Origin of the sequence: Pseudomonas sp. JDS28PS106 (assembly GCF_036706555.1) — a bacterium.
Classification (GTDB): Bacteria; Pseudomonadota; Gammaproteobacteria; order Pseudomonadales; family Pseudomonadaceae; genus Aquipseudomonas.
Window position 1 is genome coordinate 171,869 of record NZ_JBAJGT010000001.1, and the last position, 24,678, is coordinate 196,546.

Genomic DNA, 24,678 nt, shown 5'->3' on the forward strand with positions numbered 1-24,678 from the left:
ACGGGCGACATGAAATTTCGGACGCCACTTTCCCACATCAGGGCACGTCTGTGTGCCAATCGATTCGATATCTTGTGTGATTCGCAGGGTCCGTGGTAGTCAGACGCCGAAATTGAACGCTATGGAAATCCGAGGCCGGCTTCCGCGGTAGGTTGCCACTGAATGTTTAAACCATGAGGGAAACATGACAAAGGTGCCCGCTTCAGGCTGTACGGAAGTGCTGTAACCCGCCGTCAGACAGCCCTCGATACGCATTCGCAGGGCGGGGTTGTAGACCGAAGGCACCATTCCACGGGGATCCGGGAATTCCAGGTCGCCGCCCACCGACGGATCCGCCTGGCGGCCACCATCGTCCACCCAGTAAACGCCGGACCAGTATGCGCCAGGATGGCCATGCAGCGCATTCGAGTGCCCTGCAAAATTCACGTTCGCCCAGGCGGCATGTTTCCACTGGAAAGCCGGCTCGATCAGGCCATCCGACGGGCTCTGTACCGCGGTCAGCTGATTCGCGAATGCCAACCCGAAATCCAGAAGCAAACGCGCCGCCTCGCCGCCCCACTCTGCGAAGTCTGCGCTGGACTGCCACCCACCCTCGTTGCTATGAGATGTGCCCTGATCGGTTTGCATCCGTTCATATATCACCCTTCGCAGCTGCTCGTTCAAGAGCTCTGCCTGGGGATGTACCGCACTCGCCACGGGCGTGACGAACAGTCTGGCTATTTGTATGGCGTCTGAATCGAAATGTTGTTGCGGCTGCATCGAGGTGTTCCCGGTCGCTTACCATGGGTAGAGAATCATTGGCGTCACAGAGCGTTCAGCCGGCTTTTATTCCAGTTCCAGGCTGTATCCCACGCCGTAAAGCGACCGCAGCGGATCATGTCCCGGCGCGATTGCCGTGAGCTTGCGCCGCAGGTTCTTCACGTGACTGTCAACGGTACGGTCGGCCACCACCCGGTGGTCCTGGTAGATGTGGTTCATCAGCTGGTCGCGGGACAGTACCTGGCCTGGACGTACGGCAAGGGCCGCAAGCATGCGGAACTCGACGGGCGTCAGGTCGAGCAGTACGCCCTTGTAGCGCGCCTGAAACGTGCGCGCGTCGAGCTCCAGCCCCAGGCTGGGCCCCTGCTGGCCGCTGCGGCGCAGCACGGCCTTGACCCGGGCGACCAGTTCGCGGGGCGAAAATGGCTTGCAGATATAGTCGTCGGCGCCCAGCTCCAGCCCCAGCAGCCGGTCGATCTCATCGACCCTGGCGGTCATCATGATCAACGGCATCTGGGTAAAACTGCGCAATTCGCGGCAGATGTCCAGACCATCGCGGCCGGGCAGCATCAGGTCGAGCAGGATCAGGTCGTACTGCCCCTGACGGATCGCCGGGATGACGGCCAGACCTTCGGCCAGATGATCGACGCTGTAGCCGCCGACGCGCAGGTAGTCACCCACCAGGGCGGCAAGCTTGGGTTCATCTTCCACCAGCAGAATCTGGCTCATGCAGGATCTCCAGCAGCCGGGAGTGTGAGGGTCAGCAGCAATCCGCCCATGACCGAAGCCTTGGCCGTGAGCTCGCCGCCATGTACTTCAGCGATGCCACGGCAGATCGCCAGGCCAAGCCCTGTACCGCCGCTGGCGCGATTACGCGAGCGCTCGGCGCGGTAGAAACGTTCGAACAGCCGGGCCAGCGCGACGTCGTCGACACCGGGCGCGGTGTCTTCGCACTGCACCAGCACTCGCCCGCCGCTCTGCAGCGCCCGCAGCACGGTGTGGCCCCCAGCGTCTGTATAACGACGGCTGTTCTCCAGCAGGTTGTGCAGCAGCTGGCCAAGTCGCGACTCATCACCCAGCACCCACAGTGGCTGATCCGGCAGTTCCAGGCGCAGCGCAAGGCCGCGCTCGGCGAAGCCGGCCTGGAAGGCCTCGGCCACCACTGGCAGCAGCACACACAAGTCGATGCTTTCACGGCGATAGGTCGGGCCACCGACCTCCGCCAACGACAGGTCGAACAGGTCATCGACCAGTTTGCTCAGCGCGCCCACCTCGCCTTGCAACGAGCGCAGCGAATTGCCGTCGACCGGGCGAATGCCGTCTTCCATGGCTTCAAGCTCAGCCCGCATGACTGCAAGCGGCGTGCGCAGCTCGTGAGAAATATCGGCCATGAAATCGCGCCGCATGCGTTCATTGCTGGCAAGAGTGGCGGCCATACGGTTGAAGTCACCGGCCAGTTGCCCGGCTTCGTCGGCCGAGCGTACCGGCAGCTGGATCGCATAATCGCCCGCCGCCAGGCGATGCGTCGCGCGGGCCACTTCGCGGATGGGTCGCAGCAGTGTGCGGGTCAGCCACCAGGCAATCACGGCCGTGGCCAACAGGCAGGCCAGGCCAATCAACAGGCTGGAGCGCAACTGATTGAGCTGGAAACGCCGGTCGCCGACGCTGGTGACCGACTGCAGCGGCGCCAGGGCCATCCAGCCGACCATCTGGCCTTGATAGCGGATCGGGCGCAGCAGCATGTCGCTGCTGGCCGTCTGGTAACCAATGATCGGCTGGCGCTCGGCATCGAGCAATGCGAAGCGCACGAAGGCGCCGGTCAGGTCCGAGACAGTCAGCAGGCTGGGGTCGAAGGTCTTGTCCGGCGGGGTATCGTCCGGACGCAGCAGTTCGAACCACTGGTCCTTGTCACGGCGAATGAAGTCCCAGCTGCCATGGCGCGCATAGGCCTGTTCGATACGCGGCACGATGCGATCCATGCGCTCCTCGGCCTGCTGGTTGAGGTAGCCGAGAAAACCGTACTTCAGGCTCAGGTACGCAGCGAACACCATACCCAGCACGGCGAACGCACAGACTGCGAGCATGGCAAAGAAGAACTTGCGCGTAAGACTGACTCTCATGGCACCGCCGGCACATCGAAATGACGGCTATTGAACCGTGCAGACCCTGATGCCGCAAGGCGCTGCGGACAATCTCCACGCTTTCTGCACAATGCCTGCACAATTGCCGCGCACGCTTGGCCCATCGAAATCATTTGGGTCGGAGCTTGCGATGCCTACGTTATTCCACTCTCTGTTGTTTGCGCGTTCGCCTCTGGCGCGCGCTCTGCTGCTCGGCGCCGGCCTGCTCGTCATCAGCGGTTGCCGCGAGGCCGAAACCGATGCCGGCGCCCCGCCGGTGCAAGAAGTGGCGGTGTATGAAGTCACCACCACGGCCCAGGCGCTTGAAACCACTCTGCCCGGCCGCGCCAGCGCACACCTGATCGCCGAGATCCGTCCTCAGGTCGGCGGCATCATACAGAAGCGCCTGTTCAACGAAGGCGATACGGTCAAGGCCGGGCAGGCACTCTACCAGATCGACCCGCAGCAGTATCAGGCAACGCTGGCTCAGGCCAAGGCCACCGTCAGTTCAGCCCGTGCCACGCTCAAGGCCGCCGAACTGAAAGCCAGACGCGATGCACAGTTGGTAAAAATCGACGCCATCAGCGCCGAAGACAATGAAAGTGCCCAGTCGTCCCTGCTTGAGGCGCAGGCCAGCCTGCAATCAGCTCTGGCCGAGCAGCGCACGGCGCAGATCAACCTCGATTACACCCGTATAAATTCGCCGATCGACGGCCGTACCGCTACCTCGACGGTCACCCCGGGCGCGCTGGTCACCGCCGAACAGACTACAGCGTTGACCACTGTCCAGCAGCTGGATCCGATCTACGTCGACTTCACCCAGCCGAGCAGTACTCTGTTGCGCCTCAAGCGCGAGCTGGCCGAAGGCAAGCTCGCCCGCAGCGGGCAGGCAGATGCCACGCGCGTCAGCCTGGAGCTCGAAGACGGCAGCACTTACGCCCACGCCGGCACCCTGACCTTCAACGGCGTCAGTGTCGACGAGAGCACCGGAAGCGTGACCTTCCGCGCGGTGGTGCCCAATCCGGATGGCCTGTTGATGCCAGGCATGTACATCAAGGCGACGTTGCAGGAAGGCGTACAAAAAGACGCCATTCTGGTGCCGCAGCAGGCGGTGAGTCGCGACGAGCGCGGTGGCGCCACCGCACTGGTGGTCGTCGACGGGAAGGTTCAGCAGCGCGAACTGACCCTGGCCCGGGCGGTGGATAACCGCTGGTGGGTCAGCAAGGGACTGGCCGCGGGTGAAAAAGTGATCGTTCAGGGCCTGCAAAAGGTTCGCGTCGGTCAGCAAGTGCAAGTGCGGGACAGTGCCCTGACCGCCCATAACGACAGCAACTGAGGCGCATTACATGGCACGCTTTTTCATCGACCGGCCGATCTTTGCCTGGGTCATCGCGATTCTCGTCATGCTCGGTGGCGGTCTCGCCATCTTCAAATTGCCGCTGGCACAGTATCCCAACATTGCTCCGCCGCAGATCAGCCTCAGCGCCACCTACACCGGCGCCTCGGCCAAGACCATGGAGGACTCGGTGACCCAGGTCATCGAGCAGCAAATGACCGGCCTCAATGGCCTCACCTATATGTCTGCCACCAGCAGCTCGTCCGGAAGCGCCAAGATCACGCTGACTTTCGAGGCGGGGACCGATGTCAACACCGCACAGATGCTGGTTCAGACCAAGCTGGAACAGGCCAAGGCACGCTTGCCCGAAACGGTCCAGCAACAGGGTATCCAGGTCAACAACTCGTCCAGCGACTTCCTGATCATCATCTCCCTGGTATCGGGCAACCCCGATGTCAGCGCCACCGATATCAGCGACTTCATCTCCAGCACCCTTTATGACCAGATCAGCCGGGTCAGCGGCGTGGGCGATGTGACGACCCTGGGCTCAAGCTATGCCATGCGCATCTGGCTGGATCCGGACAAGCTCAAGCAATTCTCGCTGATGCCGTCGGACGTCAGCAGCGCGCTGGAAGCACAGAACGTCGACACCTCGGCCGGACAGCTGGGCGCCCTTCCCGCCCGCGCCGGCCAGCAGCTGAACGCCAGCATCAATGCCCGCAGCAAGCTGCAGACCGCCGCACAGTTCCGTGAACTGGTGCTCAAGTACGCCAGCAACGGCGCCGTGGTGACCCTGGCCGACGTGGCCCGGGTAGAGCTTGGCAGCGAAAGTTACGATGTAGTCGCCGAGCATAACGGCCGGCCGTCCGGCGGCCTGGCGGTGAGCCTGGCGACTGGCGCCAATGCCCTCGACGTGTCCGAAGCGGTGCAGGCCAAGCTGGCGGAACTCGAGAAGTTTTTCCCCAGTCAGCTTCAGCTGCGCAGTGAAGTGGCCTACAACACGGCGCCCTTCGTGAAGATCTCCATCGAGGAAGTGGTCAAGACGCTGTTCGAAGCCATCGCCCTGGTGGTGCTGATCATGTACCTGTTCATGCAGAACCTGCGCGCCACCTTGATTCCGGCGATCGCCGTGCCGGTGGTGCTGCTCGGTACCTTCGGCGTGCTGTCACTGCTTGGCTACTCGATCAACACCCTGACCATGTTCGGCATGGTACTGGCCATCGGCTTGCTGGTGGACGATGCCATCGTGGTGGTGGAGAACGTCGAGCGCATCATGGCCGAAAAAGGTCTCGCGCCCCGGGAGGCAACGCGGCAGTCGATGGGCGAGATCAGCGGCGCGCTGATCGGTATCGCCGTGGTGCTGTCGGCCGTGTTCATTCCCATGGCGTTCTTCGGTGGTTCAACCGGGATAATCTACCGCCAGTTCTCGGTGACTCTGGTGGCGGCGATGGCCCTGTCCGTACTGGTGGCCATGACCCTGACCCCGGCCCTGTGCGCCACCCTGCTCAAACCGTCGACAGCCCATAGTGAAACGCGGCGCGGCTTCTTTGGCTGGTTCAACCGCAACTTCGAGCGCACCTCGCAGCGCTACCAGCAGGGCGTCGGCAAGGTGCTGGCGCGGCCATTGCGCAGCCTGCTGGTCTACGCCCTGGTACTGGGCGGCGTGGCGCTGATGTTCGAGAAGTTGCCGACGGCGTTTCTGCCCGAGGAAGACCAGGGCATGTTGATGATGCAGATGACGCTGCCGGTCGGCGGCACCGACGAGCGCCTGCAGGCGGTCAGCCGCGAGGTTCAGGCCTACATGCTGCAACAGCCGGAGGTGGCGTCGATCCTCACTGTGCGCGGCCTGGGCAACGGTGGTAATGCACAGAACTCCGGACGCGGCTTCATCAAACTCAAGGACTGGAGTGAACGCCAGGGCGACGAGCACAGCGCCACGGCCGTGGCGCGGCGGGCCAATATGGCGCTGTCGAAAGTCCTCGATGCCAACGTATTCGTCATCGCTCCGCCCGCTATCCAGGGCCTGGGCCAGAGTTCCGGCTTCGACGTGCAGCTGCAGGACCTTGGGGGCCTTGGCCACGCCGAGCTGCTCAAGGCTCGCGACCAGTTCATCAGCCTGGCGGCCAAGGATCCACGCCTGGCCAATGTCCGTGCACAGGGGCTGGAAGACACGCCGCAGCTGGATGTGAGTATCGACGACCGCAAGGCCGGCGCCATGGGCGTTGCGGCCAGCGACATCAACGACACCTTGAGCACGGTGATGGGCGGCAGCTACGTCAACGACTTCATCGACGCCGGCCGGGTCAAGAAAGTCTACCTGCAAGGCGAGGCCGACAAGCGCATGCTGGCGGAGGACATCGGCGCCTGGTACGTGCGCAATGACAGCGACGCGATGGTGCCATTGTCCGCTTTCACCAGCAGCACCTGGAGCACGGCCTCGCCATTGCTGGAACGCTTCAACGGCTTCGGCTCGTACGAGCTGGTGGGCGAGCCTGCCAGCGGCGTCAGCTCCGGCGACGCCATGACTGCGGTCGAGGAGATCATGGCTCAGCTGCCTGAAGGTATCGGCTATGCCTGGGCCGGCCAGTCCTACCAGGAGCGGCTGGCCGGCAACCAGGCACCGCTGCTGTACGCAATCTCGATCCTGTTCGTCTTCCTGTGCCTGGCCGCCCTGTACGAAAGCTGGTCGGTACCGTTCGCGGTGATGCTGGTGGTCCCGGTAGGTATCCTCGGCGCATTGCTGCTGACCGGCCTGCGTGGCCTGGCCAACGACGTGTACTTTCAGGTCGGTCTGCTGACCACCGTGGGCCTGGCGGCGAAGAATGCGATTCTGATCGTAGAGTTTGCCAAGGAAGGCTACGAGCGTGGCGAAGACCTGCTTGGCGCCACCCTGGAAGCGGTACGCATCCGCCTGCGCCCGGTGTTGATGACCTCGCTGGCCTTCATTCTCGGGGTATTGCCACTCGCCGTCAGCAGTGGCGCGGGTGCAGGGGGCCGGCAGGCAATCGGCACTGGCGTGCTGGGCGGCATGCTCACCGCCACCGTGCTTGGCCTGTTCTTCATTCCCTTGTTCTATGTACTGGTGCAGCGCGTGGCCGGCCGACGCCCCAGCACTGCCGATACCGTTGCAGGAGAAGCCTGATGCGACTGTCCCCTCTTTTGCTGGCGCTGGCCCTGGCCGGCTGCGTCAACCTGGCTCCCGACTACCAGCGCCCTGCGGCGCCGGTGGCGGCACAGTGGCCGACCGGCCCTGCCACCGGCACCGCAAACGCCGATATCGGCTGGCAGTCCCTGTTCATCGATACTCGCCTGCGTGATACCGTCGCCCTTGCGCTGACCAACAACCGCGACTTGCGAGTGGCAGCGCTGAATGTCGAGTACCAGCGGGCACAGTACCGCATCCAGCGCGCCGAGCTTTTCCCGACCGTTTCGGCAACGGCCGACGGTACCCGGCAACGCGCGGTGTCCAACGGCAGTTCGGCGCTCAGCAGCCAGTACAGCGCAGGGCTGGACGTCAGCTACGAGCTGGACCTGTTCGGTCGCCTGGGCAACCTCAAGGACGCTGCTCTGGAACAGTACCTCTCGCTGGAGCAGACCCGTCGTAGTACGCAACTGAGCCTGGTGGCCGAGGTGGCCACCGCCTGGATGACCCTGGCCGCCGACCAGCAGCTGTTGAAACTGGCTGACGACACCTATGCCAGTCAGCAGAAGACCTACGCACTGGTGCAGCAGAGCCACGGGCTGGGCGGCGAATCTGGCGTGAGCCTGGCGCAGGCGCGCAGTACCGTCGAGTCGGCCCGCGCCGATGCAGCCAACTATGCCAGCCAGGTCGAGCAGGACCGTAACGCTCTGGAGCTGCTGGTGGGTCAACGGCTGGACGACCGGATGCTTCCGGGCGACGAGCCACTCGACACCACTGTGCTGGTAAGCGTGCCGGGAGGCTTGCCATCCAGCCTGCTGCAGCGTCGCCCGGATGTGCTGGCCGCCGAACATACGCTCAAAGCGGCTAACGCCGACGTAGGGGCGGCACGGGCTGCATTCTTTCCAAGCATTACGCTCACCGCCAGCGGCGGCAGCGCCAGTAGCGAGCTGTCCGGGCTCTTCAAAGGGGGCAGCCGTGCCTGGAGTTTCGCGCCTTCGATCAACCTGCCGATCTTCAACGCCGGCAGCAACCGCGCCAGCCTGGATGCAGCAAAGGTCAACACTGAAATCGAAGTAGCGACCTATGAAAAGACTTTGCAAACCGCGTTCAGTGAAGTGGCCGATGCGCTGTCAGTCCGTGCCCATATCAGAGAGCGGCTCGATGCCCAGAGCAACCTGACCGAGGCCACTGACACCGCCTACCAGCTGTCTTTGGCACTCTACAAGCAAGGCTCAGAGAGTTTTCTGGACGTGCTTGACGCCCAGCGCTCCCTGTACTCCGCGCAGCAGTCGTTGATCAACCTGAAATTGACCGAGCAGACCAACCGAGTGACTTTGTATAAAACCCTCGGCGGCGAATGGCAGGCTGGTCCCGTCGAGCCATCGGCGTGATGTGCGCGGCCGCGGCCACCCCTGGCAGCAGGCACATCATTGGTGTTGACGCCTTGACTCCAGCTCAGTCCGCTCTTGCCACCCACAGCTGATCCAGCCGCGTCGTATAACTCTGGCTCATCAGGTTGCGGCGCATCGCCCAGTGCGGATCGGCGGGCACGCTGGCCGCGCGCAGCGTGCCCCTGCCCCAGCGGGCGTTGATCTGATCGAGGACGTCCATGATCCTGTCCGCCGAATCGGGTTGCGAAGCGGTGAACAGGTCTTCGGTGTACTCGCCGGCACGGCACAGATCGAGCAACAGCACCTCGGCCTTGCTGTAATGAAAGCCGGAGCGGAACAGGCGATTGACTGCCGCGACGGCTGCCTTGGTCAGCAGCCGCACGTCATTGGACGGGTAAGGCAGCTCCACCAGCGCACCGTTGGCGTAACGCGCTTCATCAGGGTTGAACATCCCGGTGCGAATGCTGACCCGCAGTTTCTTGCACAACGAGTCCTGCTCGCGAAGCTTTTCCGCGGCTCGCTGGGTGTAGGTCGCGACGGCTTCGCGAATCGGTTCCAGGCGCGTCTGCCGTTCGCCGAACATGCGGCTGCAGCAGATTTCCTTCTTTGGCGGATAAGCTTCGCTCAGCTCCAGACACGAAGTGCCGCCCAGCTCACGGGCGGTTTTTTCGACCACCACGCTGAATCGCTCGCGCAGTGTGCGGGGGTCGGCTTTTGCCAGGTCCATGGCCTTGTGAATGTCCATCGCCTTGAGGTGCGCGGCCATTTTCTTGCCGATGCCCCAGACCACGGACACATCCATGTTGCGCAGCACCCAGTCGCGCTTGAACGGATCGCGAATATCAGCCACGCCTCCGGTCACCTCGATCAAGTGCTTGGCGACGTGATTGGCCAGCTTGGCCAGGGTCTTGGTCGGCGCGATGCCGATCCCTACCGGGATGCTGGTGCGCTTGATGATGTCATGGCGCAACTGGCGACCGAACTCGGTCAGGTCACCCGGCATGCCGGTGAGGTCGGCAAAGGCCTCGTCGATGCTGTAGACCTCGACGGCCGGAACCCTGGACTCGATGATCCCCATGACCCGCGCGCTCATGTCGCCGTACAGCGCATAGTTGCTGCTGAACACTTCCACGCCGGCACGGCGCAGCGCTTCTTTGACCTGAAAATACGGCGCGCCCATTTTCGCGAACGGCTTGGCGTCGTAGCTGCGGGCAATCACACAGCCGTCGTTGTTGCTCAGGACCACAATCGGCTTCCTCGCCAGGTCCGGGCGGAAGACCCGCTCGCAACTGGCGTAGAAGCAATTGCAATCGATCAGCGCGAAGACCGGATCACGCCCCGCCATGTTGGCGCACGCTGAATTTCACTACGCCCCAGATCATCAGGTCGTCTGACTCAGTCACATGCCTTTGCGGGTAATGCTTGTTTTCAGATTGCAGGATGACCGTCTGCCCGCGCATGTACAGGCGCTTGCAGACCGGTTCGCTGTTGAGCGAAGCGACCACGATGTCGCCGTGCTCGGCGTACAGGCTGCGGTCCACCACCACCAGATCCCCGTTGTAGATGCCGGCCCTTTCCATGCTGTCGCCCTCGACTTTTACCAAATAGGTATGCGGGGCACGGATATCGAACATCTCGTCGAACGAGACATGTTTTTCGATGTGATCCGCAGCGGGCGACGGAAAGCCCGCGGAAACCAGCGAGGAAAAATACGGGAGCTTGACGCCGCCCGGCAACAGAGGTCCGAGGAAATTAACACTCATGGTGTGAGCCTTATTAGAATGACTGTACGTATATACAGTTAACTCTGCAGCTCGTCCGCGGTCAATGTTGCATGTAGGAAATTTCGACGAGTGACATCACAGGTGACATCATGTGCGGACGTTATTCGATCTATGAACCCATGGATCATTACCTCAAGACGCTGGCGCCACAGCAGCTGATCATCAACGGCTACGATGAATGGCCGATCGAGCGCTACAACGTCGCGCCCACCACTCGCGTCGAGATCATCCGGCCCGCGGCCGAAGGCTTGAGCATCGACAAGGTGCGCTGGGGCTGGGCACCGTTCTGGGCCACCGGCAAGCGCCCGGCACCGATCAACGCGCGGGTCGAAACCGTCACCACTGGCAAATTCTTCAAGGAACTCTGGCCCCATGGTCGCGCGTTGGCACCGGCCAACGGCTGGTTCGAATGGGTGGCCGATCCGGGCGACGCCAAACGCAAGCGGCCGTACTACATCCACCTCAAGAGCGGCGAGCCAATGTTCTTCGCCGCCCTCGCCCAGGTTCGCCCGGGATTCGAGCCCCATGACGGCGACGGCTTCGTGGTGATCACCGCAGCGAGCGATGCCGGGATGCTGGACATCCACGACCGGCGGCCAGTGGTGCTGACCCCGGAAATGGCCAGGGAATGGATCGATCCGGACTTGCCCGCCGAACGCGCGGAGCAGATCGCCCGCGATGCGTGCCGGCCGGTGGAGGACTTCCAATGGCACGCGGTAGGCAAAGAGGTCGGCAACGTGAAGAATCAGGGCAGGTCGTTGATCCTGCCGGTTGAATCGGAACCACAGGCTAATCCAGGCATCTTGGGTCGGTTGGACCCGGACGGCGCTTGAAAGCCTGTAGGAGCGGATTTATCCGCGATCGTGCCGAATCGCGGATAAATCCGCTCCTACGGGCACGCGGACAGCTTCGCGATCCTTTCGTGCGGGCATTCTGTAACGTAAAGTAAAAAAGATAATTAATACGAACAATTACCATTAACTATTTTGTGAAAATTTTGTTAGCATCCGCAGCCGTGTAGTCCGTTTCCTACTCGTCCGCGCGATTCTTCCGATTTCGGCGCGGGCTCTTATCCGATTCCAAGGAACCCGAAGATGCTGCGTCCCGTCCTGCCTGCTCTGGCCACTGCGATTGCGCTTGGGCTGTCTACGTCCACCTTTGCCGCCCCGGTGCGCATCGACTTGCCGGCTCAACCGCTGGCCACTTCTCTGGCCCAACTGGGGCAAACCAGTGGCATGCAGGTCGTCTTCGACTCCCGGCAGGTGACCGGCAAGCAAGCGCCAACGGTCCGCGGCAATCTTGAGCCGTCGCAGGCGCTGGCCCAATTGCTCGCCGGTAGCGGTCTTACGGCGACTGTCAACGGCAATACCGCCCGTGTCGTTCAGGTAGCACAGTCTGCGCCGGCCGCCACGGGGGCGATCGCTCTGGACGGCGTGAACATCAACGCCGACGCAGGCATTGCAGGCGTCGCGACGACCGAGGGCACCCGCTCGTACACCACGGGTTCGATGAACACCGCGACCAAGCTGCCGTTGTCCATTCGCGAAACTCCGCAGTCGGTCAGCGTCATCACCCGCCAGCGGATGGAAGACCAGGGCATGAACGACCTCAACGACGTGGTCAAATATGCGCCGGGCGTCACACTGCACAAAACCGCGTCAGACCGGCAGGAGTTCCTGTCGCGCGGCTTCAAGATCGACAACATCATGTACGATGGCTTGCCGACCAGTATCAGCACCTTCACCCAGGACGTGATTTCCAGCGCCGACCTGAGCATCTACGACCGGGTTGAAGTGGTGCGCGGCGCGACCGGCCTGATGACCGGCGCCGGCAGCCCCGCCGCTACTTTGAACCTGGTCCGCAAGCGTCCGACCGCGACGCCACAGGTCACCATTACCAACAGCGCGGGCAGCTGGGATCGCTACCGTACCGAGATCGACGCGTCCAACAAGCTCAACGATTCGGGCACTGTCCGCGGTCGAATGGTCGCCGCCTATCAGGACGACCACAGTTTCGTCGACGTGCGGGAAAACCAGCGCCAGACCTTTTACGGCATCATCGAAGCGGATCTGAACGACGCCACCACCTGGACCATCGGCGCCTCGAAACAGCGCGACGACAACACCTCGGACTGGGGCGGCCTGCCCAGCGGCCCCAATGGTGAAGACCTGCACCTCAAGCGTTCCAGCTTCATGAGCAATGACTGGTCGTACTGGAACAAGGACAACTACAGCCTGTTCACCGACTTGACCCATCGCTTCGACAACGGCTGGACCGGCAAGGTGGCCGCGGCCAAGATTTGGGCCAAGGCGGATACCTTCTCTACCTACCTTGGCAACTACGATGGCCTGGGCTTCCAGCAATACGCGGGCAAATATCGCGACGATGACGAGCAGACCAACTTCGATGCCTCCCTGTCCGGCCCGTTTCAGCTGTTCGGTCGCGAGCACGAGCTGGCCGTTGGCCTGAGCCATCGCCAGGAGAAGTTCGATCAATGGGGCGGCTGGACCGACGGGACGCCAATCGATATCTACAACCCCAACCACAACCTGACGGCCAAGCCAACCGTCGACACCAGCCTGTATGAGTTGCGCAATACCGCCACCGAAAAAGGCGCTTACGCAGTCGCCCGCTTCAACCCGATCGACCCGTTGAAAATCATTATCGGCAGCCGGGTTACCTGGTATGACTTCAATGATCGCTCCGGGGATACCGACTACAGCGTTACCCGGGAAGTCACACCGTATGCCGGCGTCATTTATGATCTCAACGAGACCTACTCGGTGTACGCCAGCTACACGGAGATATTCAAGCCTCAGACGGAAGTAACGGCAGGCGGTGGCGCTCTGCCTCCAATGACCGGCAAGAATTATGAAATAGGCTTGAAAGGCGAGTACTTCGACGGTGCACTCAATGCATCTGTGGCGCTGTTCGATATGGAGCAAAAGGACCGCGCCTATGAACTGGCAAATCAGAGTACCTCTTGCCCGTCGTTCCAAAGCAACAAGTGCTACGCGGCCGCAGGCGAGGTTCGCAGTCGCGGGATCGATGCCGAGCTCAGCGGCGCGCTGACGCCGAACTGGCAGTTCTCGGCCTCTTATACGTATGTGCTGAGCCAGTATGTGAAAGACGAAGACGAGACCAACGAAGGCAAACTGTTTGCTCCCGATCAACCCAAGCACTTGTTCAAGGCCGCAACCAGCTACGATCTTCAGGGCGACTTGAATAAATGGCGCGTGGGGGCAGACGTATTCGCACAAAGCAAAACGTTTGAGCGCGTTGGCAATGGAACATCGGATCAGGACGCCTACGGCATCGTCGGCTTGATGGCAGGCTACCGCTTCGACGAGCACTGGGATGGCCGCGTCAACGTCAACAACCTGTTCAATACCCGCTACTGGCAGGGCATCCCGAACGCCAGCGGTGCCGGCCAGTACGGTGATCCGCGCAACCTGATGTTCACCCTGAAGTGGTCCCTGTAAGGTCAGCCGCTTTTCGCTGAATATGACGCAACGCCCGGATCGTTCGATCCGGGCGTTGCAGCATCACTGGTTGGAATCTTATGTCTGCCACCCTCTGCTCACGGACCGAGTCGCGCATTCTCGCTATCGAGGATGATTCACTGCTGGCTGAACATCTTGCCCGCCATCTTCAACAGCGCGGTTTCGCCGTCACCCTGCGCCACGACGGAGAACATTTCCTCGACCTGATTCATTCCCAGGCGTTCGACCTGGTTCTGATGGACATAACTCTGCCGGGCACCAGCGGCCTGGATCTACTTGCCCGGTTACGCGAGCATCAACGCGTGCCGGTGATCCTGATGTCGGCGCTGGGCGCGGAACAGGACCGCATCGTCGGCTTCAGCCAGGGCGCGGACGATTATTTGCCCAAGCCGTTCAGCATGCTGGAAATGGATGTGCGCATCGATGCCGTGCTCAGGCGCGTTGCCTACGAGCAGGAGTCGAGCCGGCTACTCAGGATAGCGTCCGCGCAGCACCCCGCCGACCGCCTGCAAAGAGACACGCAGCGTTGCGACGTATCCCATGATGGAAGCTGGGCCGACCTGAGCACTACCGAGTATCGGATTCTGGATGTGCTGCTCGATCACACGGGCGAGGTCATGAGCAAGGCGTTCCTGTATCAGCAAGCCATGCACCGTGCCTATTCCCAACATGATCGCAGCCTGGATATGCATGTCAGCCGTATCCGCCGTAAACTCCAGGCCGTCGGTTTCAACGGCGCGCGGATCGAAACCGTACGTGGCGCGGGCTATGTGCTGACGCGTCCGGTCCCATGACAGTGCCCGGTCGACACTCGCTGCTCTGGAAGCTGATCGCTGTGCTGGCCGTGCTGTGCCTGCTGGTTGTCAGCCTGCAGGTCGATCTGAACAAACGGCTGCACGATGCCACCGCCCGGCTGGGCGAACCGGCCAGGCGCGGGCTTTCGGAGTTTGCCACCCAGGCCGAACAGGCCTGGAAAACCGACGGCACCCGGGGCATCGACCGCTTTCTGGCGAATCTGCGCGAACGCGAGCAGGTCTGGGCGGCAGTGGTCGACGAACGCAACAAGTCGCTGGGCTCGACCGCGCTGACCGACGAGGAGCGGGAAAAACTCAACTTCGTGCGTCGGCTCGACTGGCTGATCGGTCGCCCGAGCGGCTGGCCGACGTTCTACGTTCCTTTCCGCGATACGCAAGCTCGATTGGTGATGGATTTGCCGCGACGCTTCCATCCGCGCCAGCACCAGAAACTCTGGGAAACGCTGTTGCAACGCGTGCTGCCGGCCAGTCTCGCGCTTTTGCTGGCGGTGTTGCTGTACCGAGCACTGATCTCGCCGATCGCCATTCTGCGCAGTCAGGCCAATGCGCTGGGAACCGGCAACCTTGCGGCGCGGGTGGGGCCGGACATCGCCGGTCGCCGGGACGAGTTGGGCGAGCTGGCCCGGGCGCTGAACCACATGGCCGACCGGGTCGAAGACACGGTCGTGTTCCAGCGCCAACTGTTGCGCGCCCTCTCCCACGAATTGCGCACGCCGCTGAGCCGATTGCGGGTCGCCGGCGAGCGGGAGCTGGACATCGACGCGCTGCGCCAGCGTCAGGAACGCGAAGTGCAGAGCATGGAACGGCTGATCAACGACACCCTGGAACTGGTCTGGCTGGACACTGAGCGCCCTGCGCTGCCGGCCGAGCCGATGCTTGTTGGCGAGCTTTGGGAGCTGCTGCGCGAAGACGCCTGTTTCGAAACCGGCTGGCCGCTGGAGCGTCTGCCATGCGACCTGCCGGTCGACTGCGCGGTACTGGGCAATCTCAACGGCTTGGCGCAAGTGCTGGAGAACGTCCTGCGCAATGCGATTCGCTACTCCCCGCCCGATGGCAGCGTGCGACTGAGCGGTCGACGCGAAGGAGACTTCTGGCACTTGTGGGTCCAGGACCAGGGCCCCGGCGTCGAGCCCGGCGAGCTGGAACGGATTTTCCAGCCGTTCACACGGCTTCAAGCGCCGCGCCCGGGTGGCGAAGGCTTCGGGTTGGGACTGTCGATCGCTCGCAGCGTGGTGCGTTCGCTGGACGGCGATATCTGGGCGGAGAACGCCGGCCCAGGGCTGCGCGTGCACCTTCGGCTGCGAAGTGTATAAAATGTAAAATATATTTACTCCCATTTGAGAATGACTACCATCTTTGCCATCCAGGGAGTCGGATGGGCCGAGAGACCGGCTGGCAGCGAGACGCCCTCGCCTTGCTCCCCTGATTTCATCGAAGTGTTCAAGCCGTGTGTCCAGGCAACAGGAGTGTCGTAGATGCAACCGCAATTCAAGCTCAGCCACCTTTTCATGGCCGTCGTGGCCGCCTGCCCGTCGTTCGCGCTGGCGCAGACCGTCGACGTTCAGGGCGTCCAGCCTGAGGAAAACGCGCTGGAGCTGTCCGATACCCACGTGGTGGCCACCGCCGAACAAGAGCTGAAACAGGCATCGGGCGTCTCGCTGATCACCGCCGAAGACATCAAGAAACGCCCGCCGGTCAACGATATTTCCGACATCGTGCGCAAGATGCCCGGCGTCAACCTGACCGGCAACAGCGCCAGCGGCACCCGTGGCAACAATCGCCAGATCGACCTGCGCGGCATGGGCCCGGAAAACACCCTGATCCTGATCGATGGCAAGCCGGTCACCTCGCGTAACTCGGTGCGTTACACCCGCTCCGGCGAGCGCGACACCCGCGGCGACAGCAACTGGGTGCCGGCCAGCGAAGTGGACAGCATCGAAGTGCTGCGCGGCCCGGCAGCGGCTCGCTACGGTTCCGGTTCCATGGGCGGTGTAGTCAACATCATCACCAAACGTCCGACCGACAAACTGTCCGGCTCCGTCACTGCCTACACCAACATGCCCGAGGACGACGCCGAGGGTGTGACCAAGCGCACCACTTTCAGTCTGTCCGGCCCATTGACCGACGCGCTGACGTTCCGGGTCTACGGCAACCTCAACAAGACCGACGCCGACGACGCCGACATCAACCAGGACCACACCGCATCGGGCGCATCGCTGGCGGCAGGCCGTGAGGGCGTGCGCAACAAGGACATCAATGCGCTGCTGAGCTGGGCCCTCGACCCGCAGCAGACCCTCGACTTCGAAACCGGCTACAGCCGCCAGGGCAATATCTACGCCGGCGACGTGGGCACCGGCGCCACCGATTCTCTGGTGCCAGACAGCGTCATCAACCGCTGGCTGGGTCGTGAAACCAACACCATGTATCGCCAGAACTTCTCCGTCATCCACCGCGGCGACTGGGAATTCGGCACTTCGCGCCTGCTGGCCCAGTACGAAAAGACCCGCAACAACCGCTTGCTGGAGGGCCAGACCGGTTCGGTGGACGGCGATATCAGCGCCGCCGCCGACAAGAGCACCAGCACCTACGACAGTTACCTGCTGCAAGGCCAGCTGGATATCCCGCTGGAGATCCTCGCGCCGCAGACGCTGAGCCTGGGCGCGGAATGGAACCGTCAGGAGCTGGACGACCCCAGCACCATGGACCGCGCCATCGGCAGCAGCCTGCCCAACTCGGCCGCAGGCTCGCGCGCCACCGACATGGACGCGACCATCATGGCGGTGTTTCTCGAAGACAACATCGAGCTGACGCCCAAGTGGTACCTGACGCCGGGCCTGCGCCTGGATCACCATGACCAGTTCGGCGCCAACTGGAGCCCGAGCCTCAATAGCTCCTACAAGCTGACCGACGACATCACCCTCAAGGGTGGCATCGCCCGCGCCTTCAAGGCACCGAACCTGTACCAGTCCAACCCCAATTACCTGTACCGCAGCAACGGCAACGGCTGCGCGCCGAGCCTGAGTTCCAGCGGCTGCTACGTGCTGGGCAACGAGAACCTCGATCCGGAAATCAGCATCAACAAGGAGCTGGGCATCAGTTTCGCTCGCGACGGCTGGAGCGCGGGGATCACCTATTTCCGCAACGACTACGAAAACAAGATCGTGTCGTCCAACGATCTGGTCGGTCGCACCTCGATCAACGAAGCGATCTTGCAGTGGGACAACGCCAAGGATGCGGTGGTCAAGGGTTGGGAAGGCAACCTGGGCGTGCCCCTTCTGGGCGATAACGGCGAGACCCTGAGCTGGAACACCAACTTCACCTATATGGAAGAAAGCGAAGACGGCGACGGCAACCCGTTGTCGGTCACGCCCGAGTACACCGTCAACACCATGCTCGACTGGCAGGTCGACGAAGCGCTGTCCCTGAGCCTGACTGGCACTTACTACGGCAAACAGGAACCGCGCCAGGTCAACCCGCTGCGCGATGCGCCGGTGACCGCCGCCAACGAATTGCGCACGCTCGATCCCTACCACGTATGGGGAGTCGGCGGGACCTACAAGGTCAACGACAATCTGTCGTTCGGCGCGGGCATCAACAACCTGTTCGACAAACGCGTGTACCGCGAAGGCGCGGGCACCAGCGCCGGCGCGGCCACGTACAATGAACCGGGGCGCTCCATCTATGCCTCCATTACCACCTCATTCTGATCCCGATGCCCGGCCTTTGCGCCGGGCTTTTTCAGGGGTCGTCACTGGATGACAGACATGAACACAGGATCCGGCGTCTGGCCGATGGTCTCCCGAATCTGCGCCGCCCTCCTGGGCGGCTACTGCTTTACGTATGCCTTCACGGCGGCGCTGGCCCGGCTGCTGCCGTTGGACAGAGTCGACGCACTGGTGACGGCCAGCCTGGCGTCGTTTCTGGTCTACACGCTGGCGATCTTATGGGCGTTCATCTGTCGTAGCGCCACTCGCGCTTGGGTCGGCATGGCGCTGGCGGTGCCTTTGAGCATCATCGGCTTCTGGCCGCAATGGATGGAGCGTCTGGGATGAAGCACAAGACCATCACCCAATCGCTGTCCTGGCTGCACACCTGGAGCGGGCTGATTTTCGGCTGGTTGCTCTTCGCGATTTTTCTGACCGGCACGCTGGCAGTCTTCGACAAGGAGATCGACGGCTGGATGCGTCCGGAAATCCCGGCCCACACCCTTGACCAGGCTCAGGCGGCGCAAACCGCGCTGGCTTACCTACAGGCCAATCACGCTGACGCCAAGGCCTGGAATATCGGCCTGCCTACCGAGCGCTCGCCTGCCCTCAGCGTATCGGCGGGCGAACAGCGACGTGGCGGAGGTACCTACCTGGACCCGTCGAGCGGCGAGAGGCTGGATGTGCGCGAAACTGCGGGCGGAAGCTTTTTCTTCCGTTTTCACTTCACCCTCCATCTGCCGCGCAGCTTCGGTATCTGGGTCACGGGGCTGGCCGCAATCGCGATGCTGGTGGGTATCATCAGCGGCATCGTCATCCACAAGAAGTTCCTCAAGGAATTCTTCACCTTCCGCCCGGCCAAGGGCCAGCGGTCGTGGCTGGACGCGCACAACGCCACTGCGGTGCTGGTGCTGCCCTTCCACCTGATGATCGCGTACACCGCGCTGGTGATTTTCTATCTGATCTACATGCCGGCCGCCATGGACGCACTGTTCGACGGCGACCGAGACGCCGCGAGCCGCGCCATCCGTGGCGCGCCGGGGCAGCATCAGGCCGCCGCCCAGCAGCCTGAACGCGGCGCGCAGCATGGCGGGCAACGCCGTGGCGCTGACAACGCCGCGACGCCCGCGCCGCTGACGGCGCTCGGCCCACTGCTCGCCGAAGCGGAGCGGCAGATCGGGCCGGTGGCGAGCCTGTCGATCCAGAATCCCGGGCGCAGCGATGCACGCATCGAAGCCCGGCCCGTGCTGGGCAATCGCATCGAGCTGACCAAGGGCCTGAGCATGACGTTCGACGGGGTGAGCGGCCAGGTTGTGCGGCCGCCCGCCGAGAGCCGGCCCAGCATCCTGACCCAGAAAGTGATGTCGGGCCTGCATTTCGCGCAGTTCGGCGGCTACCCCATGCGCTGGCTGTATTTCGTCTGCGGACTGGCCAGCTGCGCGATGCTCGCCACCGGCGTGGTGCTGTTCACCGTCAAGCGCCGTCGCCGACAGGATGCGGAAGGCCCGATCGCCGCTGTGCTTTATCACGCCGCGGAGCGGATCAACGTGGCGATGGTCGCCGGCCTGCCGCTGGCCTGCGTCGGTTTCATGTGGGCGAACCGACTGCTGCCGGCGGATCTGGCGCACCGCGCGGGCCGTGAAGTGCAGGCGTTCTTCCTGATCTGGCTGGCGAGTCTTGCCCACGCCATCATCAGGCCCCGGATGGCGGCCTGGCGCGAGCAGTTCGGCCTGGCCGCCCTGCTCTGCCTGACCTTGCCGTTGCTGGACATGTTTGGCGTCGATCGTGGCGATCCGCTTTACCTGCATGCCAGCGCGGTGCTTATTGGCGCGCTGCTGGCGTGGCTGACCTGGAAGCTGGGCAAACCGGCCACGCCACGCCCGACCCGCCGCACCGCCGGCAATACCGCGGAGGCCAGCTGATGAGTCTTCCTCTGTTGAGCGCGGCGCTGCTGGCCTTCAGCGGCATGCTCGGGCTGTGTCTGGGTCTGGAGCGTCATTACAAACAGTTGTTGAACGCCAAGCCCAGCGTCGCTTTGCTCAAGGCGCTGCGAACGCTGGGCTGGCTAGCGCTGGCTGCAAGCTTCGCTGCCTGCGTGACGGCCTGGGGCTGGGCGATGGGCCCGGTGGGGTGGTTCGGCATGCTGTCGCTGGCCGGGCTGGCGCTCGCGTTCTGGTCGACCTATGCGATTCGCACCCTGATGGCGATGGCCGGCGTTGGCTGGTTAGTGCTGGGGATATTGGCGCTGGTTCGCTGATCAAGGTCCTCTGGTTTTCAGGTGGATCGCGTCGTTTGCATCGCCAGCAAGCTGGCTCCTACGGCCCCGTGTAGGAGCCAGCTTGCTGGCGATCAGCCACGACTCAGATGTCAATGCGGCACATGCTCGGCCATCAATTCAATGACCCAATCGACAAACACCCGCAGCTTGAGGCTCATGTGACGGTTGGGCGGAAAGGCCACGAACATGGGCATGCTTTCCAGCTGCCAGTCCTCGAACAGCGGCACCAGCCGGCCTTGCGCCGCGTGGGCAGCAGCCATGTAGTCCGGCAGCCACAGCACTCCCAGCCCCGCGAGTCCGGCCGCCAGGTAAGCGTTGCCGTCGTCCACCGCCAGAATGTGCCGTCCGTGGATGTTCAGGGTTTCCTCACCCCGGCGCATGGCATAGGGCAACGCCCTGCCGGTCCGCGCCCAGAGAAAACCGACGATGTGATGGGCCTCGCCTTCCAGCTCTCTGGGGTGCTCCGGCACCCCCATGCGCCGCAGGTAGTCCGGCGCCGCGTAGACCCCGAGGCGCAGCTCGCCGAGCCGTCGCGCGACCAGTGACTGATCAGTGATGACGCCGCCGCGTATCACGCAGTCGACATTCTCGCCGATCAGATCGACCACCCGGTCGCTGACCCCCAGGTCAATGCGGATATCCGGATAGCGCACGTGAAAATCCGGCAACGCTGGCACCAGGATCATGCTGGCCCAAGGGCTGGGTACATCCACGCGCAATCTGCCCCTGGGCGCCACAGCCGCGGCGGACAGGCTGGTTTCCGCGTCGTCCAGATCCCCCAGCAAACGTACCGCCCGGTCGTAGAACACCGCGCCATCGGCGGTGATCCTGACCCGGCGGGTCGTGCGATGCAGCAGTTTGACCCGCAGGCGCGCCTCCAGCTGCTGCACCAGCTGGGTCACGGTGGTCTTGCTCATGTGCAGGGTTTCCGCCGCTTTGGTAAAGCTCCCCGCTTCCACCACGCGCACAAAGGCCTGCATCGCATCGAATCGGTCCATGGGGATTTCCGCGCTGGATTGTTCGGGATTCTCAAACAGTGATGGACAGCTTTGCGCGTTTATCGCGCCGACGCCAGCTCTTACAGTCACTCCATCACTGAACGAGGCCGACCGGCCTCACGACCCGGAGAAGCACATGACTATTCGCGACGCCGTTTTCCCGCCTGGACGCCAGGCGCTCTATGAACGCAACCGGTACTCGCCGGCGATTCGCTCCAACGGTTTTCTGTTCGTGTCGGGACAGGTCGGCAGCCGTGAGGATGGCTCACCGGAGCCGGGCATCGAAGCCCAGGTAAGACGGGCGTTCACCAATCTCAATGCAATCCTCGCCGAGGCGAGCGCCGGCTTCGAGGACGTGGTGGACGTGACTTTGTTCATCGTCGACCCCGAGCAACGCTTCGAAGCCCTTTGGGAGGTGGCCCGGGATTACTGGGGAGAAGCGCCCTATCCCACCGTAACGGCGGTCGGCGTCACCTGGCTGTACGGGTTCGATTTCGAGATCAAGGTCATCGCCAGGTTGCCCGAGGGCGACAGTTGACAGGTCGGATTTGAGGTTGAGGCTTGTCACGACTTGCAGGAGCGGGCGGCGATCCGTCTTGCTGGCGAAGGGGAAGACCGCGTCGTCCTCTATCGCCAGCAAGCTGGCTCCTACAGCGCCCGGTCACTGACATTCAATGGCAGTGGCGTGAGCCAATCAACCGCGCTGGCGCGCCTGGCGGGCCAACAGGGTCTGCAGGTGCTGCTCGGCGTGGGCGACCTGTATGTATAGATCGAACAAAGCGACGATGTCCTCACCGCTCAGCTTCTTCTCATCGACCCGCATGCCGGCGCTGGTGACCACGACCCGGGTGCCGCGGAAACGCTGAATGACGCCCTGCGACGGCAGGAACGCGATGCGCGCCTTGTGACGCGGCACCTCGGCGCCCTCACGCAGGCCCAGCTTGAGGCTCATGATCCAGTCATCCTTGACCGAGATTTCGGTGATATCCAGCAGGCTGACCGGCGCCGAGAGGTTGTGAACCCATACCGACTTGCGGTTCAGACGCATGAACACGTCCTTGCCGGCGTTGCGATGGCTCCAGCCACCGGCAAGCAGGATCATAGCGATCACCAGCCCGAACACCACGGCGCCCGTGCTCCCGCCCTTGGACACCATCATCCAGGTGATCAACAGCATGAAAGCGCCGCCCAGCGGTGCCCAGATGCGTACGTTGCGGCCGCTGGTGAAGCCGACTTCCTCGGGCGCGCTGTTGATGAACGCGCAGACTTCGGCGATTTCCGTCTCCAGCTGGTTGCTGCTGGCCTGGTTGTAGTCGGCGGTAAGGCCTTCGGCGAGGTCGGCCGGATCAAAGGACGAAGCCGTGGTCATCAATATGTCTCCTGCGGATGTGGGGCAACTTGGGGGGTGGCGAGCAAGCCGCCGAACCAGTGGCGGTCTTCAGTCGTCGGCGTGCGGGTGGCACGCTCGAACAGGTCCTTGTCCAGCGCCACCGACAGACTGGCGAGACGCGCAGCGGTCGGCGGATGGCTGTCGAAGGGGTGAGTCAGGGTGTGGTCCAGCTGGTCTTCGCCCAACTGCAACGGGTGATGCTCCAGGTAATCGGTCAGCGCGCGGACCAGATTGCCCTGATGCGGGCCGGCCAGTTGCGCGCAGATCAGATCGCCCAGCGCGGTGACGCGCAGCAGGGCCGAGGCAAACACCTGCTCGCTGCTGACCTGGGCGCCAACCTTGTCCGCGGCCAGTTCCTGGCGACGGCTCCAGTGGTAATACGCGGTGTCGAACACGGTCATGAAGTGCCCGTGCAGCCAGAGCACCGGCAGGTTCAGGCGGCTGGGGTCCTCGGCGTGGTGTTCGGCCAGCTCGGCCAGGCGCTGGCGCATCTGTTCCCAGAACGGCCCCAGGCGGCTGCCGCGCGCGGTGTCGGCATTGGCAAAGTGCCCCAGTTCGTGGCCGATGATCGAGCCGGCCTCGGACTGGCTGAGAACCGAGCAATACGTCAGCGGCATGTAGAGCGTACGCCCTGTCAACCGCTCACCCGAGGGCTGCAGCGTGACCGGTACTTCCGTAACGAAAAATCCCTGATCGACGCCCATTACCACATGATCGGGCATCGGCGCGCCGATCCGCCGGGATATCTCGCCGACCCAGCGCCACAGCTCGGCAGCCCGGGCGGCGGGCAGCGAGCGGCCCAGCAGATTCAGGCCCGGCTCCGGCAGTGCGCCCAGCTGGCTACGCAGCCGACGCAGCAGATAAATGCCGCTGCTGAGCAACAGCCAGGCCGGCAAGCTGACCAGGATCATGACGGCGCCGCCATTGTCCCAGTGGCTGTGAATCCAGCTTGCTTCGTACAAAGCGATGCTGGCGCTGGTCAGGGTCATCAGCAAGGTCTGCAATTGCGCGAGCTTGCCGAGCCGCTGCCACCAGCGCGGCAGCTGTTCAAGCAGGTAGTCCCGCGAGGCACGGGCGCGCAGACCGGCATAGCGCAAGGTCAACCAGGTCCCGATGGTCAACAGGATGGTCGACAGCGCCAGCAACTGACCAACGCCTGCAATGAAAGCGCGCAGGCGCAGTCCGGAGCGATCGGCATCGACCAGACCGGTCTCGTGCTTGAAGCGCGAAACCAGTACTTCGACCGGCGCGCGCCCAGGCTTCAGGAAAGACGGAATGGGTGGAGGGTTCTGCGGATCGGCCTGCATCTGTTCGACCAGTCGATGCTTCAGCGCATTTTCCGAGAGGGTCCAGTCGACCCGCCAGCCCTGGAACGAGCTCCAGAGCAGCAGGCCCAGCGGCAGCAGGAACAGCACAGCCAGAAGACGCAGCTTGGCAGTGAAAGTTTTCATGAATCGG

20 protein-coding genes are annotated in these 24,678 nt (G+C 63.1%); 12 read left to right on the forward strand and 8 right to left on the reverse strand.

The genetic code is table 11. From position 1 onward, the window contains the following. Window positions 1-99: 99 nt before the first annotated feature. The 3 genes from TRP66_RS00730 to TRP66_RS00740 form a co-directional block, all read right to left on the reverse strand. Window positions 100-759: a TIGR02466 family protein gene (locus tag TRP66_RS00730; RefSeq protein ID WP_333399403.1), complete on the reverse strand. Its 660-nt coding sequence runs from the start codon at window positions 757-759 to the stop codon at window positions 100-102. A gap of 66 nt (window positions 760-825) precedes the next feature. Then, complete coding sequence (locus TRP66_RS00735; protein ID WP_333399404.1) at window positions 826-1,488, reverse strand: response regulator; 663 nt, start codon at window positions 1,486-1,488, stop codon at window positions 826-828. Further along, entirely contained in the window at window positions 1,485-2,879 is a 1,395-nt protein-coding gene (locus tag TRP66_RS00740) for an ATP-binding protein (RefSeq protein WP_333399405.1), read from the reverse strand. The genes TRP66_RS00735 and TRP66_RS00740 overlap by 4 nt, the downstream gene beginning before the upstream one ends. Before the next feature lie 151 nt (window positions 2,880-3,030). Between TRP66_RS00740 and TRP66_RS00745 the strand changes: the two genes are divergently transcribed. From TRP66_RS00745 to TRP66_RS00755, 3 genes are read left to right on the forward strand one after another with little or no spacing between them, the layout of a single operon-like run. Next, a complete protein-coding gene (locus TRP66_RS00745) occupies window positions 3,031-4,215 on the forward strand; it encodes an efflux RND transporter periplasmic adaptor subunit (RefSeq protein ID WP_333399406.1) in 1,185 nt (394 codons plus the stop codon). Window positions 4,216-4,225: 10 nt separating this feature from the next. Next, window positions 4,226-7,357 (forward strand): efflux RND transporter permease subunit, encoded by a 3,132-nt coding sequence (locus TRP66_RS00750; RefSeq protein ID WP_333399407.1) that lies wholly within the window; start codon window positions 4,226-4,228, stop codon window positions 7,355-7,357. Next, window positions 7,357-8,748 (forward strand): efflux transporter outer membrane subunit, encoded by a 1,392-nt coding sequence (locus TRP66_RS00755; RefSeq protein ID WP_333399408.1) that lies wholly within the window; start codon window positions 7,357-7,359, stop codon window positions 8,746-8,748. Before TRP66_RS00750 ends, TRP66_RS00755 begins: the two co-directional genes overlap by 1 nt. 64 nt (window positions 8,749-8,812) lie before the next feature. On the opposite strand, the gene TRP66_RS00760 is transcribed toward TRP66_RS00755, so the two are convergent. Beyond that, window positions 8,813-10,093, reverse strand: coding sequence for a Y-family DNA polymerase (locus TRP66_RS00760; protein WP_333399409.1), 1,281 nt, complete (start codon window positions 10,091-10,093; stop codon window positions 8,813-8,815). Beyond that, window positions 10,080-10,511: a LexA family protein gene (locus TRP66_RS00765; protein ID WP_333399410.1), complete on the reverse strand. Its 432-nt coding sequence runs from the start codon at window positions 10,509-10,511 to the stop codon at window positions 10,080-10,082. The genes TRP66_RS00760 and TRP66_RS00765 overlap by 14 nt, the downstream gene beginning before the upstream one ends. Before the next feature lie 110 nt (window positions 10,512-10,621). On the opposite strand from TRP66_RS00765, the gene TRP66_RS00770 reads away from it, so the two are divergent. From TRP66_RS00770 to TRP66_RS00805, 8 genes are all read left to right on the forward strand, one after another. Further along, window positions 10,622-11,365 (forward strand): SOS response-associated peptidase family protein, encoded by a 744-nt coding sequence (locus TRP66_RS00770; RefSeq protein WP_333399411.1) that lies wholly within the window; start codon window positions 10,622-10,624, stop codon window positions 11,363-11,365. A 261-nt stretch (window positions 11,366-11,626) separates the two neighbouring features. Then, window positions 11,627-14,014, forward strand: coding sequence for a TonB-dependent siderophore receptor (locus TRP66_RS00775; protein WP_333399412.1), 2,388 nt, complete (start codon window positions 11,627-11,629; stop codon window positions 14,012-14,014). An 80-nt stretch (window positions 14,015-14,094) separates the two neighbouring features. Further along, on the forward strand, window positions 14,095-14,829 hold the full coding sequence (locus TRP66_RS00780; RefSeq protein WP_333399413.1) for a response regulator transcription factor: 735 nt from the start codon (window positions 14,095-14,097) through the stop codon (window positions 14,827-14,829). Beyond that, window positions 14,826-16,163, forward strand: a complete 1,338-nt coding sequence (locus tag TRP66_RS00785) for a HAMP domain-containing sensor histidine kinase (protein ID WP_333399414.1) — start codon at window positions 14,826-14,828, stop codon at window positions 16,161-16,163. The genes TRP66_RS00780 and TRP66_RS00785 overlap by 4 nt, the downstream gene beginning before the upstream one ends. Before the next feature lie 162 nt (window positions 16,164-16,325). Further along, window positions 16,326-18,557: a FepA family TonB-dependent siderophore receptor gene (locus TRP66_RS00790; protein WP_333399415.1), complete on the forward strand. Its 2,232-nt coding sequence runs from the start codon at window positions 16,326-16,328 to the stop codon at window positions 18,555-18,557. 57 nt (window positions 18,558-18,614) lie between these two features. Next, window positions 18,615-18,902, forward strand: coding sequence for a DUF3649 domain-containing protein (locus tag TRP66_RS00795; RefSeq protein ID WP_333399416.1), 288 nt, complete (start codon window positions 18,615-18,617; stop codon window positions 18,900-18,902). Next, a complete protein-coding gene (locus TRP66_RS00800) occupies window positions 18,899-20,476 on the forward strand; it encodes a PepSY-associated TM helix domain-containing protein (protein ID WP_333399417.1) in 1,578 nt (525 codons plus the stop codon). The genes TRP66_RS00795 and TRP66_RS00800 overlap by 4 nt, the downstream gene beginning before the upstream one ends. Next, the gene (locus TRP66_RS00805; RefSeq protein ID WP_333399418.1) at window positions 20,476-20,811 is read left to right on the forward strand and encodes a DUF3325 domain-containing protein; all 336 of its coding nucleotides are present in this window, start codon (window positions 20,476-20,478) and stop codon (window positions 20,809-20,811) included. Before TRP66_RS00800 ends, TRP66_RS00805 begins: the two co-directional genes overlap by 1 nt. Before the next feature lie 110 nt (window positions 20,812-20,921). Here TRP66_RS00805 and TRP66_RS00810 read toward each other — a convergent pair whose 3' ends face one another. Beyond that, complete coding sequence (locus TRP66_RS00810) at window positions 20,922-21,830, reverse strand: LysR family transcriptional regulator (RefSeq protein ID WP_333399419.1); 909 nt, start codon at window positions 21,828-21,830, stop codon at window positions 20,922-20,924. A 136-nt stretch (window positions 21,831-21,966) separates the two neighbouring features. On the opposite strand from TRP66_RS00810, the gene TRP66_RS00815 reads away from it, so the two are divergent. Then, entirely contained in the window at window positions 21,967-22,368 is a 402-nt protein-coding gene (locus TRP66_RS00815) for a RidA family protein (RefSeq protein WP_333399420.1), read from the forward strand. Between the two features lie 156 nt (window positions 22,369-22,524). Here the strand turns inward: TRP66_RS00815 and TRP66_RS00820 are convergent, their stop codons facing one another. Together TRP66_RS00820 and TRP66_RS00825 are read right to left on the reverse strand one after the other, a co-directional pair. Then, window positions 22,525-23,199 carry a hypothetical protein gene (locus TRP66_RS00820; protein ID WP_333399421.1) on the reverse strand — a complete coding sequence of 225 codons (675 nt, stop codon included), beginning with the start codon at window positions 23,197-23,199 and terminating at the stop codon, window positions 22,525-22,527. Continuing rightward, the gene (locus TRP66_RS00825; protein WP_333399422.1) at window positions 23,199-24,671 is read right to left on the reverse strand and encodes a M48 family metallopeptidase; all 1,473 of its coding nucleotides are present in this window, start codon (window positions 24,669-24,671) and stop codon (window positions 23,199-23,201) included. The genes TRP66_RS00820 and TRP66_RS00825 overlap by 1 nt, the downstream gene beginning before the upstream one ends. Window positions 24,672-24,678: the final 7 nt, after the last annotated feature.